The organism is Cobetia sp. 4B (assembly GCF_018831605.1).
GTDB lineage: Bacteria > Pseudomonadota > Gammaproteobacteria > Pseudomonadales > Halomonadaceae > Cobetia > Cobetia amphilecti.
This window is the reverse complement of the sequence record NZ_CP059843.1, coordinates 3,063,920-3,083,323: the sequence shown is the minus strand read 5'-3', so window position 1 is coordinate 3,083,323 and position 19,404 is coordinate 3,063,920. Positions and strand designations below refer to the sequence as shown.

Here is a 19,404-nt window from a genome sequence, read left to right as displayed (position 1 = left end):
AGCTTGGTTGACCCCTAGTGCTTGCTAGACCAGGACCCGGCTACGGCCGGGTCTCTGGTCAGTGGGCGGGGTAAAGTGGCATGCTCAATGGATATCAATGTCATCGGATGAAGGAAGCCCCCATGAACGACTTCGACATCAAGAATGCTGGCGGTCTGGTTCCGATGGTTGTCGAGCAGAATGCTCGCGGCGAACGGGCCTATGACATCTATTCCCGCCTGCTGAAGGAACGGGTGATCTTCCTTGTGGGTCCGGTTGAGGATTACATGGCCAATCTGGTCGTGGCTCAGCTGTTGTTCCTCGAGTCTGAAAACCCGGACAAGGACATCCATCTGTACATCAACTCGCCGGGTGGCTCCGTGACTGCAGGGATGGCGATCTACGACACCATGCAGTTCATCAAGCCCGACGTGTCCACCGTGTGCATCGGCCAGGCAGCCAGCATGGGTGCCTTGCTGCTGGCAGGCGGTGCCGCCGGCAAGCGCTACGCGCTGCCGAATTCCCGCGTCATGATCCACCAGCCGCTGGGCGGCTATCAGGGTCAGGCCACGGATATCGAGATTCACACCAAGGAAATCCTGACCATCCGTGAGAAGCTCAATCGCATTCTCGCGCACCACACTGGCCAGGACTTCGACACCATTGCCAATGATACCGACCGTGACAACTTCATGGCGGCCAATCAGGCAGTGGAGTACGGCCTGATCGATGCCGTGCTGGAACGCCGTCCCGACGTGGAGTGATCCGCGTAAACGGCTGACCTGACGTCGGCAAACATGCATTTCCGGCGGCTCCCCGGGGAGTCGCCGCCATTGAGAGGTACGCGAATGGCTGACGGCAAAGGCAAGGACGAGAACGGCAAACTGCTGTACTGCTCCTTCTGTGGCAAGAACCAGAATGAAGTGCGCAAGCTGATCGCGGGACCTTCCGTCTACATCTGCGACGAATGTGTCGATCTGTGCAATGACATCATTCGCGAAGAGGTCCTCGAAGCCGACGCCGAAGGTGATGATGATCGCCTGCCGGCGCCGCGTGAGATTCGTTCCACTCTCGACGATTACGTGATCGGCCAGGACCGCGCCAAGCGTGTGCTGTCCGTGGCGGTGTACAACCACTACAAGCGTCTGCGTGCCGGTCAGAAGGCCGCGGATGAAGTGGAACTGGGCAAGTCCAACATCCTGCTCATCGGCCCGACCGGTAGCGGCAAGACGCTGCTGGCCGAGACGCTGGCGCGCCTGTTGAACGTCCCGTTCACCATCGCGGATGCGACCACCCTGACCGAAGCGGGCTATGTCGGTGAGGACGTCGAGAACATCATCCAGAAGCTGCTGCAGAAATGCGATTACGATGTCGAGAAGGCCGAGCGTGGCATTGTCTACATCGATGAGATCGACAAGATCTCACGCAAGTCCGACAACCCCTCCATCACGCGTGATGTCTCGGGTGAAGGCGTGCAGCAGGCACTGCTCAAGCTGATCGAGGGCACCACTGCCTCGGTGCCGCCGCAGGGCGGTCGCAAGCACCCTCAGCAGGAATTCCTGCAGGTGAATACCGGCAACATCCTGTTCATCGTCGGCGGTGCTTTCGCCGGGCTGGACAAGGTGATCCGCGAACGCGCCGAGAAGGGCGGCATCGGCTTCAATGCCGAGGTCAAGAGCAAGCAGGACGAGAAGACCGTGGGCCGCGTGCTGGCAGACGTCGAGCCGGGTGATCTAGTCAAGTTCGGTCTCATTCCCGAGTTCGTTGGCCGCCTGCCGGTCATCGCGACACTGACCGAGCTGGACGAAGATGCCCTGGTGCAGATTCTGACCGAGCCGAAGAACTCGCTGGTCAAGCAGTACTCGCGCCTGTTCGAGATGGAAGATGTCGAGCTGGACCTGCGTGAAGATGCGCTGCGTGCCGTGGCTCGCAAGGCCATCGAGCGTCGTACCGGCGCACGTGGTCTGCGCTCGATCCTCGAGTCCGTGCTGCTCGACACCATGTATGACATCCCGTCCGAGGAGAGTGTCAGCAAGGTGGTGGTGGATGAGTCGGTGATTGCCGGCGACAGCAAGCCGCTGCTGATCTACTCCAAGAACGAAGAGAGTCAGGGCAAGGTGGCCGGCAAGGACGGCTGAAACGTCCGGGCCTGAGTCGCACCAACGGGGGGCCGCAAGGCCCCCCGTTGCGTTTGCGCTCGCAAGCCATCCTTACTGTGATGCATTCGCGGGTCACGCACGGCTTCATTCAGCGTTGAGTTACCGCCAGGCGTGTCGGGATCATTGCAAAATCATGACCTTGCCCCCATGGTCTCAGTATCAAAGTGCCGTGTGAGGCGGCCCACCCACAGAATACCGAGGAACGTCTGCCATGGAGCAGAACGAAGATCAGACCCTGACACTTCCGCTGCTGCCGCTGCGGGATGTGGTGGTCTATCCCCAGATGGTGATTCCGCTGTTCGTCGGCCGGGAAAAGTCGATCCAGGCCCTCGAAGTGGCCATGGAAGGCGACAAGAAGATCCTGCTTGCGGCGCAGCGTGAAGCCAGCCAGGACGACCCGACGGCGGAAGACCTGTTCGCCATCGGCACCGTTGCCGACATCATGCAGCTGCTCAAACTCCCCGATGGCACCGTCAAGGTGCTGATCGAGGGCAGTTCGCGCGCCGATATCCAGGCGATTCGTCTGCACGACGACGGCCACAGCATCGCCGACGTCGCGCTGCGTGACAGCCAGCCGCTGTCCGAGCGAGAGCAGGAAACCCTGGTGCGCGTGCTGCTCAATCAGTTCGAGCAGTATGTGAAGCTCTCCAAGAAGGTGCCCAACGAAGTGCTGGGCAGCCTGCAGGGCATTGAAGACCCGAGCCGTCTGGTGGACACCATCAGTGCGCATCTGTCGCTGGGTATCAATGACAAGCAGGCGCTGCTCGAGATGGACAAGGTGCGTGACCGCATCGAGCACCTGATGACGCTGATCGAAGCGGAGATCGACCTGTTGCAGGTCGAGAAACGCATTCGTACCCGCGTCAAGGAGCAGATGGAGAAGTCGCAGCGCGAGTACTACCTCAATGAGCAGATGAAGGCCATCCAGAAGGAAATGGGTGAGCTGGATGACGTGCCCAACGAGGTCGAGCAGTACGAGCGTCGCATCAAGGACGCCGGCATGCCGAAGGAGGCAGAGGAGAAGGCCACTCAGGAGCTCAACAAGCTCAAGATGATGGGGCCGACTTCCGCCGAGGCGACCGTGGTGCGCACCTATCTGGACTGGCTGTGCGACGTGCCGTGGAAGAAGCGCACGCGTGTGCGTCACGACATCGACCACGCCGCCAAGGTGCTGGACGAGGACCACTACGGTCTGGATGAGGTCAAGGAACGCATCCTCGAGTATCTCGCCGTGCAGAAGCGCGTCAAGAAGCTCAAGGGGCCGGTGCTGTGTCTGGTCGGCCCGCCGGGTGTCGGCAAGACCTCGCTGGGCAAGTCCATCGCACGTGCCACCAACCGCCAGTACACCCGTATGGCGCTGGGCGGCGTGCGCGATGAGTCCGAGATCCGAGGTCACCGCCGCACCTATATCGGGGCACTGCCGGGCAAGATCATCCAGCGCATGGCCAAGACGGGCGTGAAGAATCCGCTGGTGCTGCTCGACGAGATCGACAAGCTGGGCATGGACCACCGCGGTGATCCGGCCTCGGCGCTGCTTGAGGTGCTGGACCCGGAGCAGAACGACAAGTTCGCCGATCACTACCTCGAGCTTGATTACGACCTGTCCGAGACCCTGTTCATCTGTACGTCCAACTCGATGAACATTCCGGGCCCGCTGCGCGATCGCATGGAAATCATCCGTCTGCCGGGTTACACCGAAGACGAGAAGCTGGCCATCGCGATGCGCTACCTGGCGCCCAAACAGCTCAAGGCCAATGGTCTGAAGCCGGGCGAGCTGACCTTCAGCGAAGCCTCCGTGCTCGAGCTGATCCGTTACTACTCGCGTGAAGCCGGTGTGCGTGAACTTGAGCGCCAGCTCGCCAAGGTCTGCCGCAAGATAGTGCGTGAGCGTGTGGTCGCCGAGGCAAAGGAGGGTGCACTGTCCTCCATGCACCTTGAGGCCGAGCAGGTCGAGCGCTACGCGGGTGTGCGCAAGTACAGCTTCGGCCTTGCCGATGCCGAGGACCAGATCGGGCGTGTCACTGGCCTGGCCTGGACCTCCGTCGGCGGTGAGCTGCTGACCATCGAGTCTGTCGTCACGCCGGGCAAGGGCCGTGTCAGCAAGACCGGGTCACTGGGCGACGTCATGAAGGAATCGGTGAGTGCGGCCCACACCGTGGTGCGTGCGCGTGCCGAGGCCTTCGGTATCGAGGCTGAGCGCTTCGAGAAGGAAGACCTGCACATTCACGTGCCGGAAGGCGCCACGCCGAAGGACGGCCCCAGTGCGGGCGCTGCCATGGTCACCGCGATGGTATCCGCTTACTGTGGACGCCCCGTGCGCTGTGACGTGGCAATGACCGGTGAGGTCAACCTGCGCGGCGAAGTCATGCCGATCGGTGGCCTCAAGGAGAAATTGCTGGCGGCGCGACGCGGTGGTATAAAGCTTGTGCTGATTCCCGAGGAAAATCGCCGTGACCTCAAGGAGGTGCCGGACACCATCAAGGATGCACTCGATATTCGGCCGGTGCGCTGGATCGACGAAGTGCTTGAGGTGGCTCTAGCAGAAAAGTCTACTGCTGAGAAGGACGATTCTCGTTCAGACGATGCCAGTGGTCGTCAGACAATGATCAGTACACATTGACGGGATTTTTTTGGCCATGCCGCTGTCGAAACGGCGGCGTGGTGCGGTTTTGCGCGTGAGGTTGCTTGACAGTCGTTTGAGGGCGTTGCTATAAACTCCGCTTCGTCGCGATCGCGTTTAGCACCCGTAATTTTCGCGCTGATTTCTGGTAATTTTTGCAAATTCAAGGGGTGAAGAGTGAATAAATCCGAGCTGATCGAAGCCATTGCTGCATCTGCCGATATTCCGAAAGCAGCAGCTAGCCGTGCACTCGATGCGATGGTCGACACCGTCACTGATAGCCTGAAGAAGGGTGAGACCGTGGCACTGGTCGGGTTCGGCACCTTTATTGTCAAGGAGCGTGCTGCACGTACTGGCCGTAACCCGCAGACTGGCGCTCCGATCGAGATCAGTGCTGCCAAGGTGCCGAGCTTCAAGGCTGGCAAGGCACTGAAAGACGCCGTCAACTGAGGTCTGCCTGCTTCGCAGGCACCCGGTGGCGCGGTACCGGTTCGGGAGTGGTCTGATGACTGCCGAACCGGCACCAGAACATCGAAGCGCATCGCCTGGCGATGCGCTTTTTTTGTGGCTGAACCGGCCATGTCGGCAGGGCGCAAGCGTTTGATGACCCTGGCGAGTCAGTCAGTCGTGCAAAGTCACCTGCATCTGTCTGCGGCATGCGTATAATCATCAGTCACTGAGTCGCGGCCCTTGTGGCCATTCCAATCCCTGTAGTTCGAGGCCTGCATGCTGCAACGAATTCGAGACCGGTCGCATGGCTGGGTGGCCAAGACGATCGTTGGTTTCATTGTCGTCACCTTTGCCTTCTTTGGTGTTGAGTCGATCATTGGCGCCTTCACTGCCAGCAGTGACGACGTGGCCACGGTCAATGGCGATACCATCAGCCGTCAGGCGGTGGAAACCGAAGTCCAGCGTGCCATCCGTTCTGGCCAGGTAGCGCCGGAACAGGAGCGCGAAGCACGCAATCAGATCATCAACCAGATGATCGATTCCCGCCTGCTGGATCAATACGCCGAGGAAGGCGGCCTGCACATGTCCGATGCGCAGCTCGATCAACTGATCGTGAGCATTCCGGACTTCCAGGACGACAAGGGACGCTTCGATGCCGACCTGTTCCGCAATCGTCTGGCCAGCGCCGGCTATTCGCCCACCTCCTTCCGCCAGCAGCTGAGCAGCGACACCCTGCGCCAGCAGTTGACCGACGGCTTTGCCGCCAGTGCCTTCGTGCTGCCGGGCGAAGAAGAGAAGCTCAGCCAGCTGCAGCGTCAGACGCGCACCTTCCGCTATGCCACGCTGAGCAGTGCGGACCTCGATGCGCCGGTGACGGTCAGCGAAGACGAGCTCAAGGCCTGGTATGACAGCCACCAGGACAACTACCGTCGCCCGGCACAGGTCAAGCTGGCCTACGTGCTGCTGGACCAGAATGAGCTGGCCAGCGGTGGCGATATCAGCGAAGACACGCTGAAGGCCGAATATGCGGCCAAGCGTGCCGATGCGCCGCGGGAAATCGCGCACATCATGGTCGAGAAGGGTGACGATGATGCGGCGGCACGAACCAAGCTCGAGGGCGCACGTGACGCACTCGCCAACGGCGAAGACTTCGCCAAGGTGGCGGCCGAGGTCTCCGAAGACAGCTCCACGGCCGAGGACGGCGGTGAGCTTGGCGTGATCACCCGCGGTATCTTCGGTGAAGACTTTGATGATGCGGCCTTCGCGCTGGATGAAGGTCAGGTCTCGGATATCGTCGATACCGGCGACAGCCTGCACCTGATCAAGGTGACCGGTCTGGACATCGCGCCCTTCGAGGACATGCGCGACGAGCTGCTGACGCAAGCCCGTCAGACCGCTTCCCGCGATACCTTCAACGAGAAGGCGCAGCAGCTGAAAGATGAGAGCTTCGCGGCGGATGATCTGGCCAGCGTCGCCGAGGATCTGGACCTGCCGCTGAAGAAGACCGACTGGGTCGCGCAGGAAAACGATGACGAACTGCTGTCCGAGCCGGGTGTGATGGCGGCAGCCTTCGGTGACGAAGTGCTGGAAGAGGGCTACAACAGTGACGTCATCGAACTGGATGACAGCCGTCGTCTGGTGCTGCGTGTCCTCGAGCAGCGCCCGGCCACCACGCTGGCGCTGGATGAGGTCAAGCAGCAGGTTCAGCGCGAAGCCAAGGCCGACAAGACTGCCAAGGCACTCGAGGCACTGGCCGAGAAGCGTCTGGAGACGCTGCGCCAGGGCGGATCACTCGAGGGGATCGACTGGCAGCAGGCTGATGACGTCAGCCGTCAGGCCAGCACCCAGCTGCCGCAGAGTCTGGTCAAGCAGGCCTTCACGCTGGCGCACCCGCAGGCTGGCCAACCGGTCTACGGCAAGGCGTCGCTCAGTGGTGGCATCGCGCTGATCGCCCTGACCGAGATCGGCGAGGCCGAGCCGGGCGAGATGGACCAGTTCCTCTCGCGTCTGGCCACGCGTCTGCGTGCTCAGGCCGCTGTCACGGGCCTGCAGGAATCTCTGCGTGAGCGTGCCGAGATCGAGCGCAACTGATCGAGCGCAAATGAGCCAGGCAACTGGCGTGGGCAGCTTTCCCTGCCAATGAGACCGTCACCCCTTGGGGTGGCGGTCTTTTTTTTGGTTCAAGCCTTTGGGTTCAGGTCATTGGGTTCAAGCCAATGGGCTCAAGCCTCGCAGGCTCAGGTATCGAAGCTCAGGCCGCGAGGCTGCGTGCGGGTGCGGCGTCAGGTCACGAGCTTGGTGTCAGGTCACGAGTCATGTATCAAGTCACGAGCCCAGCCGCTGACGCAGGCGCTGGGAGAGTTCGCGGTGACGGGCCTGAATGCCCGTGGAGAGTGTCTGGCGCAGCCAGCGGTGGCCGGCGTCATGATGCAGGCGTTCGTGCCACACCAGCCAGTAGGAGAAGCGATTGAGGGTGATGGGCAGCGGACGCAGGGCCAGCGGCAGCTGATCGAGCATGCTGATGGCCAGACAGCCCGGCACGCACAGCAGCAGATCGCTGTGGCAGCTGACACTGAAGGCGGCCAGAAAATGGGGCTGGCGCATGACGACCTGACGACTCAGTCCCAGTTCCGCCAGCTTGAGGTCCACCGCGCCTCGCTCATCGCCACCCATGCTGATCAATTGGTGGCTGGCGGCGAGGAAGTCCTCCAGGCTCAAGGTCTCCTTCGCTGCCAGAGGATGGTCCTTGCGCATCACACAGACGAACTGGTCATCCCCGATCTCGCGACCATGCACGCCGGCCGGCACTCTGGCGGTGGGCACGCACATCGCAAGCTCCGGCCCGCCTTCTTCCAGCTGCTGTTCGACATTGCCGCCATAGGCCTGGATATCCAGACGGATGCCGGGCGCCTGCTCGTGCAGCGGGGCGATCTGGGGCGCCACGAAGGCGTGCATGCCGTAATCGGTGGTGGCCAGCTGAAAGCGACGTTGGCTATCTTCCGGCGAGAACTCGGGCGGCGCCAACAGGGCGCCCAGCTCCTGCAGCAGGCGGGCGAGGGGCTGCCTGAGGGCCTCTGCGCGTGCGGTGGGGCGCAGACCGCGTTGCGCGCGCACGAACAGGGGGTCATCAAAGGCCTCGCGCAGCCGGCCCAGGGTGCGGGACACCGCAGGCTGGCTCAGGTTGAGGCGCTCAGCGGCCCGCGACACGCTGCGGGTTTCCAGCAGCGCATGCAGCGCGACCAGCGTATTGAGATCATGGCGGGCAAGTTCAGCCAGATGCATGGCAAGCGGTTCCCGGTAGCGAGGCGGCCCAGTCACTGGGATGAAAGCGTGCAGTTTCAACCGCACATGATATCAGTCTCATGCATACCGGGATTCAGTTTCTGTCATTGGTGTGATATCGGGAGCGCGCGTAATCTGGGAGCACTTCGTCGCCGAGCAACGCTTGCGGCGGCCAGTCGTAACAGGGTTGAGGCCACGGGCCAGCGGCCTGATGACGATTCTGATCACATGTCGTTTGACCAGATCATTCGCAAGGAGCATTGCATGCAGACACGCTATTACACGATCACCGACTATCCGAAAGGCACCCCGGAACGCGACCTGTTCCAGTTGCGCGAAGAGGAACTGAGCGAGCTCGGCGAAGGCGAGGTGCGCATTCGCAACAGCTGGCTGTCCGTCGATCCCTACATGCGTGGCCGCATGAGCGGTGTGAAGACCTATATCGACCCCTTCGAGCTCAATGAGCCGCTGCAGGGCGCAGCCGTCGGTGAAGTGATCGAGTCACGTGACTCTCGCTTCAAGAGCGGCGACAAGGTGCGTCACATGGGTGGCTGGCGTGACATCGCGCAGCTGTCGGGTGACCAGGTCGAGCCGCTGCCGAGCATCGAGGTGCCGGAGCAGGCCTACCTGGGCGTGCTGGGCATGCCGGGCATGACTGCCTGGACCGGCCTCAACATCATCGCCGAGATGAAAGAGGGTGATAACGTGCTGGTCAGCGCGGCCTCCGGTGCGGTCGGCTCGCTTGCCGTGCAGCTGGCCAAGGCCAAGGGCGGCACTGTCGTCGGCATCGCCGGCAGCCAGGAAAAGCTCGATTGGCTGGAAGCGCGGGGCGTCAAGGCGGTCAGCTACAAGGGCAAGGACGCCGAGCAGCTGACGAAGGCGCTCAAGGAAGCCTGCCCGGACGGCTTCGATGTCTACTACGAGAATGTCGGCGGTGATTGCCTGGTGGCAGCGCTGAACAATCTGAATGTCGGTGCACGCATCGCCGTCTGCGGCATGATCTCCAGCTACAACGATACCGAGGCGGCGCCTGGCCCCTCGAACATCTCGATGATCCTGATCCGCCGTGCGCGCATGCAAGGCTTCATCGTCTTCGATCACTGGCAGAACTACAGCCGCTTCCTCGAAGAGGTAGGGCCGCAGGTCGCCAAGGGCGATATCGACTACGAAGAGACGGTGGAAGAAGGGCTCGAGCAGACGCCGGACGCCTTCCTCAAGCTGTTCTCGGGTGGCAACAAGGGCAAGATGCTGGTGCGTCTCTGATCTTAGAACTGAGTGCTGAGATCTGCGACAGTATTGCTGAAAAACCGGGCTGAAGACCCGAACACCTGACGCCGTGCGAATGCGCGGCGCTCAGGCAGTCACGAAAGGCTCGCTGCGGCGGGCCTTTTGCGTGGGTGGCCTGGCGTTGTTCATCACGCATTACTGGTCATCAAATATCACTGGTCATCAGGATTGGTGACTCTCACGAACCAAAGACGTGCGACCTGCGCTCTACTTTGGTCTTGGTCACTGCTCTAGAATGCAGACCATCGTTCGTGGGCAGGTGGCGTCATCGTCGCTCTTTTCTGTCATTTTCCCACATATCACTCTGTGTCGGGTGGCGCCTGACAACGGCTCTGTCATCTCATGTTGCCGTGTCGCCCCTGACTCCGCGAGGAGAGCATCATGCAGGACTTTACCTATCAGAACCCGACCCGCGTGCACTTCGGTGCCGGCCAGATCGCCAAGGTGCGTGACGAGATTCCGGCGGATGCCCGCGTGCTGGTCACCTACGGTGGCGGGTCGATCAAGCGCAACGGCGTGATGGATCAGATCGAAGTCGCACTGGAAGGCCGTCAATGGTGGAGCTTCGGCGGCATCGAGCCGAACCCGAGCTATCACACCCTGCTCGAAGCCCTGGAAGTCATCAAGCGCGAGAAGATCGATTATCTACTGGCGGTCGGAGGTGGCAGCGTCGCCGATGGCAGCAAGTTCCTCGCGCTCGCCGCCTGTCACGCCGGTGATCCGTGGGAAATTCTCGCTGAGGGCAAGCACCCCGAGACGGCGCTGCCGCTGGGCGTGGTGCTGACACTGCCGGCCACCGGCTCCGAGTCCAATGGCAATGCCGTGGTCACCAACTACGAGACGCACGACAAGCTGCCGATGTTCAGCGAGCTGGCCTATCCGCGCTTCGCGGTGCTGGACCCGGCCACCACCCTGACCCTGCCGGAGCGTCAGAGCGTGAATGGCGTCGTCGATGCCTTCATCCACGTCAGCGAGCAGTACCTGACCTATCCGGTCAATGCGCCGGTGCAGGACCGCTTCTCCGAAGGGCTGCTGATGACGCTGATCGAGGAAGGCCCCAAGGTGCTGAGCCAGCCGGATGATCTGGCCGTGCGCGCCAACATCATGTGGGCCGCCAATCTGGGCCTCAACGGCCTGATCGGGCGTGGCGTGCCGCAGGACTGGGCCACCCACATGATCGGTCACGAGATCACCGCACTGCACGGTGTCGATCATGGTCGCACCCTGACCATCGTGATGCCGGCGCTGTGGGAAGAATTGTTCGAGGCCAAGCGTGCCAAGCTGGCGCAATACGGTCGTCGTGTCTGGGCGCTTGAAGGCGATGAAGAGAGCGTCGCGCGCGCCGCCATCGACAAGACCCGTGAGTTCTTCATTCGTCTGGGCGCGCCGGTGTCGTTGAGCGAAGCCGGTATCAGTGCCGACAGCATCGATCAGCTGGTCGACAACCTGACCCGTCACGGCTTCACCGCCATCGGTGAGCACGGCGATATCACGCCGGACGTGGCGCGCCGTATCCTGACCCGCGCTGCCTGATCGCACGCGTCAGTCAGGGCCGAGTGTCAGCCTCAAACCCCTCGTCACTCCTGGTGGCGAGGGGTTTTGCGTATCTCCCTCCTTGTCTCCCCCCTTGTTGCAGCTTGCCGTCCGCCAGATCGCGTCACGCCAAAAGGCCGGATTCAATTGACGAGACTTCGTCGCCGGCCGGTTTTTGTTACTCTATAACCTTTTTCACGCCCTTCATCTTGCGGAGATTTCAGCATGTCTGTGGCTTCACGCGGCGCCAGGAGCGGCGACGCCCCGACGAGTCCGGGTCCGGTTCCGGTTCCGGTTCCGGTTCCGGTTCCGGTTCCGGTGCATCTGATCACCGGCTTTCTGGGAACGGGCAAGAGCAGTTTCATCCAGGCATTGGTCGCGGCCAAGCCGGCGGATGAACACTGGGCGATCCTGGTCAATGAGTTCGGTCAGGTGGGGATCGATCAGGCACTGTTTGCCGGGCGCGAGGATGTCAGCGTCAAGGGACTGCCCGGCGGGTGTCTGTGCTGTCAGCTGGCCTTCGTGCTGCAGGCGGGGCTGGTCAGCCTGATCCATCAGACGCGTCCTGATCGTCTGATCATCGAACCTTCGGGGCTAGGGCACCCGGCGGGGCTGATCGATGTGCTGCGCAGCGAAGGGCTGGCCTCGGCGCTTGCGCTTGAGGAAGTCATCACCCTGCTGGACCCGCGTGCACTGGACGATACCCGCACGCGTGAGCACGGCACCTTCCAGGATCAGCTGACGCTGGCGGGCGGCGTGGTGCTCAGCAAGCGTGATCTGGCGAGTGATCAGCAGCTGGCGGCCGCGCATGAGTTTCTGGCGGGGATGTGGCCGCGCAAGCGCTGGATCGGTGAGCTGGGCAGAGCCGACGGCGAAAGCCAGCCGCCGCAGGCCCGCATGGCCGGTCAGGAGGTCGCGCTGATCGATTGGCTGCTGTCAGCAGAACGCGCGCCTCAGCGCCAGGGCGGCGGGCAGGTAAGCGCAGCGCATGAAGACCAGCCCGAGATCAGCATGCCGGCCGCCCATCGCGCTGCGCGGGATAGGGCGCGTCTGGCGCAGGCCAGTGATGAGACGTCCGCCTCAGGCGCGATGCCGCTGCCCGGCGCACCGGTGATCGAACAGGCCGAGGGGCTTGAGCATGCCAGCCTGGGCTGGCGAATCGCCGCAAGCGAGGTCTTCGATCTCGATCAGCTGACCCAGTGGCTGGATGGCCTGCCGCGCGAGTGGCGCATCAAGGGCGTCTTTCACACCCAGGATGGTTGGCGCAGCTATAACCGCGCCAATGGGCGTGCCGAGCTTGCGCCGTCCAGTTGGCGCGAGGATTCGCGGCTTGAGCTGATTGCACCGCTGGACGGGCAGGGCCAGGAGCAGGAACGGATGGTGGCTGCGTTGCCGCTTGAGGATTCCCGTCAGTTGAATGCGGCCTTGCTGGCCTGTCGCAGCGACGGCGCCGCCAGGCTCTTCAACTTTTTCGGCGAGTGAGCTGAGGCGCCTCCCTCAGGGAGTACCTCTCACGTCAGGCGCTCCCACTCGCCGATCAGGCGCAGGGCCTCTTCACGGGAATCGCCACACAGCTCGTGATCGAAATCGAAGTCGCCGCACACCGCCGGGCGCTGCGGCGTGCCGAACAGCTTGCACAGGTTGTCGTCATCCAGCTGCACGCAACGCACCCCCGCCGGCTTGCCATTGGGCATGCCGGGAATCGGGCTCGAGATCGAGGGGGCGATGCAGCAGCCGCCGCAACCGGCACGACAGCCGGGAGTGGCAGCATCTGCAGAAAGGGCGGCGGTCTGCGTCATGAGGTGGCGGACGTGTCTTCGTGCTCGGGGAGGACGAGAGGCTCGCGTGCCGTCTGCGGGGTATGCCGCGCGATGGCGCCCTTGTTGATGCCCTCGTAGGCTTCGACGCGAATGCTGTCACCGCTGTCGAGGGCGATCTGGCGCGCTAGCCAGTCGGCGATCCACTCGATGGTGGTCGGTGTCGGCAGCAGCCAGACCTGCTTGCGCGGCAGACGAATGCGGAACCTGCCCTGCGGCGCTTCATAGCTGAATACCAGCTCGCGCCCCGGGCGGTCGATCAGATCGCCTTCCTCGGCCAGGTAGCGGTCGTTGAGCTTCTCGGCCCACTCGGCTTCCAGCACCGTGTCCCGCACACCATTGCGCTCGATGATCAGCGGCGAGCGATGCCCATGCGCGATACGCTGGCAGTTGCCAGTGTGATGACGCAGGCCATGACTGTAGGTGTAGGCGGCGCCGTCGATGGTCTCGTCTCGCAGACGTACGCGCAGCGCCTCGACGCGCGGCGGCAGGCGGCGAGTCAGCAGCTTCTCGAAGTGGTTGGCCAGCACCTCGGTGGTGACCTCGGTCACCGGCAGCAGGCAGAAGGCCTGACGCGGGCCGCGCACTTCCATGGCATAGGGCTGGGTGAAGCGCAGGCACAGTCCTTCCGGGCAGTCCGTGACGTTCACGCCTTCGGCCTGGCTGGGCACGATCAGGGTGTGATCGGCGTCCTGATCGATCATGCGCTTGGCCCACGGCTTGACGTCGCCGAAGTCGAACAGCATGCCGTCATGGCCGACGGCGCCGTCCAGCTCCAGGTCCAGATGCTGGCTGATGCCGTACAGGCCGCGGGTATTGCTCCACACCGAGGCATCCACCGCGGTGAGGGCCCTGACGAACAGGGTCTTGGGAGTCATTGCGGTCATCAATCGATACCACTGATCTTGTGAGTCTGCAGCGAGAGCTGCCACTGGGGATTGCGCATGCAGTAGCTGACGCACTGGTTCATCGGCGTGTCGGACGCCAGCACCTCGCGGTAATGCTCGCGGGCCGCGGCAGGCGCGGGCAGGGCGTCGAGGGCGGCGGTATCCAGTGGCTGCAGATAGAAGTGCGCGAAGTCCAGGCTGACGAAGCGCTCCGGCAGGGCCTCCGGCTGCGGGTAGACGAGCTTGAGTTCATCGCCGCCGGTGAGGACCAGCTCGCTTGCGCCCTTGGGGCTGACGCACAGCCAGTCGATGCCGACAGGCGGCTCGACGGTGCCGTTGGTCTCCACCGCGATCTCGAAGCCGCGGGCGTGCATCGCGTCCACCAGCTCGCTGTCGAGCTGCAACAGCGGCTCACCGCCGGTGAAGACCACATAGGGCGTGGCGATGCCGGTGTGTTCCGGCCACAGGCTGGCCAAAAAGTCCGCCAGCGCGTTTGCGGTGCGGAACTTGCCGCCATTCTGGCCGTTGGTGCCGACGAAATCGGTGTCGCAGAAGCGGCAGACCGAGGTGTCGCGGTCCTGCTCGCGGCCACTCCACAGATTGCAGCCGGCAAAGCGGCAGAACACGCTGGCGCGCCCTGCGCGAGCACCTTCGCCCTGCAGGGTGTAGAACGCTTCCTTTACCGTATACATCAGAGTGTGCCTGCGCCCTTGGCCGAGTCGGTCGTTTCGTAACCGAGCGGATCGCTCAGCCCATGGGCGGCAAAGGCCTCGAGACGCTCACGGCAGCTGCCGCATTCTCCGCAGGCCAGTTCGCGGCCTTCGTAGCAGGTCCAGGTCTGGGCGTAATCGAGCTGCATGGCGATGCCGGCGGCCAGAATCTCGTCCTTGCTCGCGTGCAGGAAGGGCGCGCGAATCTCGACTGGGGAGAAGTTGGCGATCGCGGCGACGGCGTTCATCTTGTCGACGAACTCCGGACGGCAATCCGGGTAGAGCACGTGATCGCCACCGTGGGCACCATAGAAGCAGACCTCGGCCTCGATGTTGACGGCCTTGGCGATGGCCAGTGACAGCAGGATCATGTTGCGGTTGGGCACCACGGTCGAGGTCATGGAGGCCTCGTCGTAGTCGGCCTTGGGCATCGCCTGGTCACTGTTGGTCAGCGCGGAGTTGTCGATCAGGCCATGGATGGCGCGAATGTCGACGACTTCGTGGGCTACGCCCAGCGACTCGCAGACCTGGCGTGCGACGTCGAGCTCACGCGAGTGACGTTGGCCATAATGGAAGGAGAGGGCGTGTACCTCGAAGCCTTCCTTCAGCGCCTGGTGCAGGACAGTGTAGGAGTCCATGCCACCGGAGTAGATGACGACGGCGCGGGGGCGCTCTGCAGAGGAGGCAGAAGCGGGTACAGCGGAATTCTGGACGTTGAGAGTCATGACGGAGAATTTCTTTGACCGATGGATTCGGCGCCCGGGATCCGGTCCGGGCGAAACGGGCGCCTATCCTACTCTTCCGCACGCCTTGATGCCACTCGTGCACTGGTGCAGGCCGTGGATACGCCGCCTGTCGCCAGGTTCTGCAGCGGCCATGGCAGCCAAGCGTTGAGTCGGCGAGAAAATAGCCTTGGTACCCGCACCACAGGCTGGCATAGACTCGGAGTATTAGCGAAGCGTAGAGAGAGTCGTCTGCGTGCTGCACGCTTGTCCACCTAGTGCTTCGCCTTATGGCACGCACTTCGGGATGACGGGTTGAGGAGCAGGTTGAGGAGCCGGCTGAGTGGCTTGCCGAATGGCTCCGGGAGTGGCTCTCGCAATAGCGCCTGGAGCAGCGTCAAGTGACAGGCGAAGCGGGAGGCGTCTGGCGCTCAAAAGGGCGATCAGAAGAGACAAAGTGCAGCAGTCTGGCGCCTGGTGATGTCCATAGGAGGAGTAGCATGGGCGCCCGGGCCTTGCTGCAGCCAGCGGCGACAATGAAAGCAGGTGTAAGCAGATAAGCGCGAGAACAGCCGGAAGCGTGAATGACGTGTCATGTCCCGGCGGTGTTATCCGCGTTGCGCCAGCCAATGGCCAGCATCACTGGCGACAAGGCGGCCCTTGCGGGGCATCAAGCCATTTTCCTTATGACTGCAGGTGGAGTGAGCGTGCCTCTCGATATCTTGATCAAATTGCTGTCGTCCATCGAAGAGCCGTTATGGGTTCATGACCGCTTCGGCCAGCTCGCCTGGACGTCGCCGCGCGCTCGCAAGGAAGACAGGGTGCCGGAGCTGCCATCCCCGCTGCCCAAGCAGCCGGAGCCTTGTGGTATCAGCGGCCAACCCGGCTTCTGGTTGATGGGCATCACCGGCGAGCTGGGGGAGTGGCTGCTAGTGCAGAAGGCCAATCTGCCGTGGCGCATGGCGATCTTCGATGCCGAGTGTCTGGTGGCCAACACCTGCGGTTGGCAGGAGCTGTTCGGCACCCAGCGGCCGCGTCTCGAGCCGGTCAGCGAGCGGCGAGTTCGCCTCAAGGCGCCGTTCTCGGGGCTGGCGGAGGCTCGGGCGGCCGGGGTGGATGACAAGGTCTTGATCGCCCTGCGCCGCCTGCAGCCCATCAACCTGCTGTCGCGCGATCGCTTCAATGCCCAGATCGATGAACTGCTGCTGGAAGAAAGCGTCGACGGCAGCATCGATGGCGGCATCATCTATCTGTCGCTGACCCACCTGGAAATCATCAACTCGGCGCACGGTGCCGAGCGTATCGATCCGCTGCTGGAGCGGGTGGCAGAAGCCATGTCCCTCCAGTATCGCGACGCCCTGGTCTGCCGCCCCCTGGGCAATGCCTTCGCGCTGTTCTTCGTCGGGGATGAGGCCAGCCTGATCGCGCGTGCCAACGAGCTGTGCGAACGGCTGGTGATGCTGATGCGACTGGATGGCAAGGCCCTGCCGGTCACGGCGCGGGTCGGCATCAGCCTGGCGCCGCAGCACGCGCGGCGTGCCCATCGCCTGATGCACCTGGCCGAACTCGCCATGTTGCACGGGGAATACGATGACATCGATGTCTGCGGCCCCCTGCACGTGTTCTCGCCCGGCGCGCACATGCAGCACCTCAACGACTATCGCCTGACCAGTGACCTGCGCGAGCATCTCGAAGAGCTGGATCTCGCCTTCCAGCCCCAGTTCGACCTCGCCAGTGGCGAGGCAGTCGGCGTCGAGGTGCTGGTGCGCTGGGACCACCCCGAGCTTGGCACCATCGGGCCGGGTCGCTTCATCCCGCTGGCGGAGCAGTACGGCTTGATCGGTACCGTCGGCGCGCGGGTGATGGACACGGCCCTCTCGGCGACGCGTGACCTGGTGACGCCCAACGGCAAGCCATTGTCGGTGGCGATCAATGTCTCGGCTCAGGAGTTTCGTGACCCCGGCTTCCCCGAGCGTGTCTCGGAGGCTCTGGCGCGTCATGACTTCGCGCCGGAACGCCTGGAGCTCGAGATCACCGAATCCTCACGCGTGCCGGATCTCGATCGCGTCGTGGAGCGACTCACCGGCCTGATCGAACGCGGCGTGCGGCTGGCGATCGATGATTTCGGCACCGGCTTCGCGTCACTGCTCTACGTGCGCGACCTGCGTGCTTGCCGCCTCAAGGTCGATCAGCGCTTCGTCGGTAGCCTTGACCATGATGCCCGCGACCGCGCCATCGTTTCCCACGCGATCTCGCTGGCCGACAGTCTGGGCATGGAGGTGCTGGCGGAGGGCGTCGAGACCGCAGAGCAGGAGCGCCTGCTGGTCGAGATGGGTTGTCATCTGGTGCAGGGCTTCCGCTATGCACGGCCCAAGCGCCTACCGGAGCTGGTCGAGTGGCTCAAGCGCAAGCCGTCGATCCATCCTTGTCCCTGAGTGTTTCTCTTGGTGGGAGCTAGTTGAAGGGCGCTGAAGTGAAAGGCGCTGAAGTGAAAGGCGCTTGAAATGAAGGGGCCTGAAATGAAAGGGTCCTGAAATGAAAACGCCCGCCACGCAGTGACTCTGCATGGCGGGCATTTTCATGGCGAGCATTCGGGTCTGGCAGTGGCCGCGGGAGGTGACGGCGTGCGTTCAGACTCGAGAGCCGTGGCGCCGTCTCATTCGCTGCAACCGCTACCGTAGCCGTACATGTTCTCGAAGCCCGGAATGCGCTGCTCCCAGACGGGCGGCGTGCCGACGACCTCCTGCAGGCAATCGCTGAAGCGACGCGTCTTCTGCGGCAGGTACTGGCGGTGCGGGTAGACCAGGTGGATCGAAGGCAGTGGCTTCATCGGCACGTTGGTCAACAGCGGCACCAGCTCGCCGTTGAGGATCTCGTCCTTGATGTTGATCGCGGACACCATGCCATAGCAGGCACCCGACTTGATGGCACCGATCAGCACGTCGGCATCATTGACCTTGAGGCGCGAATCCAGCGCCACCTTTTCCTCGACACCGCTCTCGGTGCAGACGCGCAGGCGATCGAGAATGAAGCCATCGCGGGAATACACCGCTGCCGGCAGGCCAGACAGATCGGCGGGGGTCTGGGGCATGCCATGACGCTCGATGAAGGCCGGCGAGGCACAGATCAGGTGACGGTGAGCAGCCAGCGGACGCGCGATCAGGTTGGAGTCTTCCAGCTCCGACATGCGAATGGCCAGGTCATAACCGCCGCCGATCAGGTCGGTCAGGTGGTCTTCCAGGCGCACTTCCACCTGGGTATCCGGGTAACGCTCCATGTACAGGCGCACGGCCTGGGCGACATAGGTGCGCCCGAAGTGACTCGGGCTGGTGATCTTCAGGATGCCACGCGGGCCATCCTGATAGGCGCCGGCCACATCATCGGTATCTTCCAGCACTTCACGCAGACGCAGTGCGTGCTGATGGATTTCGCGCCCCGCATCCGTCAGGGCCAGCGAGCGAGTCGAGCGATTGAACAGGCGAATCTGCAGTTCTTCTTCCAGACGGCTGATCTGCTTGGAGACCACCGAGCGGTTGACCTGACGATGGTCAGCCGCCTTGGAAAAACTCTGTGCTTCTACCACATCGAGAAACAGCAACAAACGGGATGCTTTATCCACGGTCTGACCTCTCGTGATGCCATGGGGAGGGGAACACTCTGCCAGCCATCCGTGAGGCAGTCAGTGCATATAAAGCGACGGTCCAACTTCGGTAGCAGTCGATAATCGGTGACATTGCATGGGTCATCATCACGAATCCAGGTGACGGAAATCCCTGACAAGGTGAGTTTATCACGGTCACTGTTTCCTCTAATACCACGCATCAACGCGTTTCTCGCTCTTCCTGTTGCCGACAATGCATCAAAGACATGTCCCTCTGAGCCTATCTGGGGTCCGGCGAAATCCCTAGAATCATCCCTCCAGCGTCACGGAAGTGTTCCGACGCCTTATACCTTCATC

15 protein-coding genes are annotated in these 19,404 nt (G+C 62.7%); 9 read left to right on the top strand and 6 right to left on the bottom strand.

The window, feature by feature from the left end; genetic code table 11:
* Positions 1-122 precede the first annotated feature (122 nt).
* From clpP to H2O77_RS12690, 5 genes are all read left to right on the top strand, one after another.
* Complete coding sequence (clpP, locus tag H2O77_RS12710; protein ID WP_043331300.1) at positions 123-743, top strand: ATP-dependent Clp endopeptidase proteolytic subunit ClpP; 621 nt, start codon at positions 123-125, stop codon at positions 741-743.
* Between the two features lie 84 nt (positions 744-827).
* Positions 828-2,117, top strand: coding sequence for an ATP-dependent Clp protease ATP-binding subunit ClpX (clpX, locus tag H2O77_RS12705; protein WP_043331299.1), 1,290 nt, complete (start codon positions 828-830; stop codon positions 2,115-2,117).
* A gap of 232 nt (positions 2,118-2,349) precedes the next feature.
* Positions 2,350-4,758: an endopeptidase La gene (lon, locus tag H2O77_RS12700; protein WP_043331298.1), complete on the top strand. Its 2,409-nt coding sequence runs from the start codon at positions 2,350-2,352 to the stop codon at positions 4,756-4,758.
* Positions 4,759-4,935: 177 nt separating this feature from the next.
* A complete protein-coding gene (locus H2O77_RS12695) occupies positions 4,936-5,208 on the top strand; it encodes an HU family DNA-binding protein (protein WP_043331296.1) in 273 nt (90 codons plus the stop codon).
* A gap of 276 nt (positions 5,209-5,484) precedes the next feature.
* Positions 5,485-7,299 carry a SurA N-terminal domain-containing protein gene (locus H2O77_RS12690; RefSeq protein WP_215823237.1) on the top strand — a complete coding sequence of 605 codons (1,815 nt, stop codon included), beginning with the start codon at positions 5,485-5,487 and terminating at the stop codon, positions 7,297-7,299.
* Positions 7,300-7,533: 234 nt separating this feature from the next.
* On the opposite strand, the gene H2O77_RS12685 is transcribed toward H2O77_RS12690, so the two are convergent.
* Positions 7,534-8,490: a LysR family transcriptional regulator gene (locus H2O77_RS12685; RefSeq protein WP_052384231.1), complete on the bottom strand. Its 957-nt coding sequence runs from the start codon at positions 8,488-8,490 to the stop codon at positions 7,534-7,536.
* A 264-nt stretch (positions 8,491-8,754) separates the two neighbouring features.
* Here H2O77_RS12685 and H2O77_RS12680 point away from each other — a divergent pair, with 264 nt between their 5' ends.
* The 3 genes from H2O77_RS12680 (at position 8,755) to H2O77_RS12670 (ending at position 12,792) form a co-directional block, all read left to right on the top strand.
* Positions 8,755-9,753, top strand: coding sequence for an NADP-dependent oxidoreductase (locus H2O77_RS12680; RefSeq protein WP_043331293.1), 999 nt, complete (start codon positions 8,755-8,757; stop codon positions 9,751-9,753).
* A 405-nt stretch (positions 9,754-10,158) separates the two neighbouring features.
* On the top strand, positions 10,159-11,310 hold the full coding sequence (locus H2O77_RS12675) for an iron-containing alcohol dehydrogenase (RefSeq protein ID WP_215823236.1): 1,152 nt from the start codon (positions 10,159-10,161) through the stop codon (positions 11,308-11,310).
* Between the two features lie 225 nt (positions 11,311-11,535).
* Complete coding sequence (locus H2O77_RS12670) at positions 11,536-12,792, top strand: GTP-binding protein (protein ID WP_215823235.1); 1,257 nt, start codon at positions 11,536-11,538, stop codon at positions 12,790-12,792.
* 29 nt (positions 12,793-12,821) lie between these two features.
* Here the strand turns inward: H2O77_RS12670 and H2O77_RS12665 are convergent, their stop codons facing one another.
* From H2O77_RS12665 to queC, 4 genes are read right to left on the bottom strand one after another with little or no spacing between them, the layout of a single operon-like run.
* Complete coding sequence (locus H2O77_RS12665) at positions 12,822-13,109, bottom strand: YkgJ family cysteine cluster protein (protein ID WP_215823234.1); 288 nt, start codon at positions 13,107-13,109, stop codon at positions 12,822-12,824.
* Positions 13,106-14,005, bottom strand: coding sequence for a 6-carboxytetrahydropterin synthase (locus H2O77_RS12660; protein ID WP_215823233.1), 900 nt, complete (start codon positions 14,003-14,005; stop codon positions 13,106-13,108). The genes H2O77_RS12665 and H2O77_RS12660 overlap by 4 nt, the downstream gene beginning before the upstream one ends.
* An 8-nt stretch (positions 14,006-14,013) precedes the next feature.
* On the bottom strand, positions 14,014-14,706 hold the full coding sequence (queE, locus tag H2O77_RS12655) for a 7-carboxy-7-deazaguanine synthase (RefSeq protein WP_215823232.1): 693 nt from the start codon (positions 14,704-14,706) through the stop codon (positions 14,014-14,016).
* Positions 14,706-15,449 (bottom strand): 7-cyano-7-deazaguanine synthase QueC, encoded by a 744-nt coding sequence (queC, locus tag H2O77_RS12650; protein ID WP_043331289.1) that lies wholly within the window; start codon positions 15,447-15,449, stop codon positions 14,706-14,708. Before queC ends, queE begins: the two co-directional genes overlap by 1 nt.
* A 704-nt stretch (positions 15,450-16,153) precedes the next feature.
* Here queC and H2O77_RS12645 point away from each other — a divergent pair.
* Complete coding sequence (locus tag H2O77_RS12645; RefSeq protein WP_215823231.1) at positions 16,154-17,881, top strand: GGDEF domain-containing phosphodiesterase; 1,728 nt, start codon at positions 16,154-16,156, stop codon at positions 17,879-17,881.
* Between the two features lie 221 nt (positions 17,882-18,102).
* Here H2O77_RS12645 and H2O77_RS12640 read toward each other — a convergent pair whose 3' ends face one another.
* The gene (locus H2O77_RS12640; protein ID WP_043331288.1) at positions 18,103-19,065 is read right to left on the bottom strand and encodes a LysR family transcriptional regulator; all 963 of its coding nucleotides are present in this window, start codon (positions 19,063-19,065) and stop codon (positions 18,103-18,105) included.
* Positions 19,066-19,404 lie beyond the last annotated feature (339 nt).

What these genes read in the sequence shown, in the direction of transcription:
- H2O77_RS12685 (WP_052384231.1), bottom strand. Translation starts at nt 8,490, where the DNA reads ATGCATCTGGCTGAACTTGCCCGCCATGATCTCAATACGCTGGTCGCG.
- H2O77_RS12690 (WP_215823237.1), top strand. Translation starts at nt 5,485, where the DNA reads ATGCTGCAACGAATTCGAGACCGGTCGCATGGCTGGGTGGCCAAGACG.
- clpX (WP_043331299.1), top strand. Translation starts at nt 828, where the DNA reads ATGGCTGACGGCAAAGGCAAGGACGAGAACGGCAAACTGCTGTACTGC.
- H2O77_RS12680 (WP_043331293.1), top strand. Translation starts at nt 8,755, where the DNA reads ATGCAGACACGCTATTACACGATCACCGACTATCCGAAAGGCACCCCG.
- H2O77_RS12670 (WP_215823235.1), top strand. Translation starts at nt 11,536, where the DNA reads ATGTCTGTGGCTTCACGCGGCGCCAGGAGCGGCGACGCCCCGACGAGT.
- H2O77_RS12660 (WP_215823233.1), bottom strand. Translation starts at nt 14,005, where the DNA reads ATGACTCCCAAGACCCTGTTCGTCAGGGCCCTCACCGCGGTGGATGCC.
- queE (WP_215823232.1), bottom strand. Translation starts at nt 14,706, where the DNA reads ATGTATACGGTAAAGGAAGCGTTCTACACCCTGCAGGGCGAAGGTGCT.
- lon (WP_043331298.1), top strand. Translation starts at nt 2,350, where the DNA reads ATGGAGCAGAACGAAGATCAGACCCTGACACTTCCGCTGCTGCCGCTG.
- H2O77_RS12665 (WP_215823234.1), bottom strand. Translation starts at nt 13,109, where the DNA reads ATGACGCAGACCGCCGCCCTTTCTGCAGATGCTGCCACTCCCGGCTGT.
- queC (WP_043331289.1), bottom strand. Translation starts at nt 15,449, where the DNA reads ATGACTCTCAACGTCCAGAATTCCGCTGTACCCGCTTCTGCCTCCTCT.
- H2O77_RS12675 (WP_215823236.1), top strand. Translation starts at nt 10,159, where the DNA reads ATGCAGGACTTTACCTATCAGAACCCGACCCGCGTGCACTTCGGTGCC.
- clpP (WP_043331300.1), top strand. Translation starts at nt 123, where the DNA reads ATGAACGACTTCGACATCAAGAATGCTGGCGGTCTGGTTCCGATGGTT.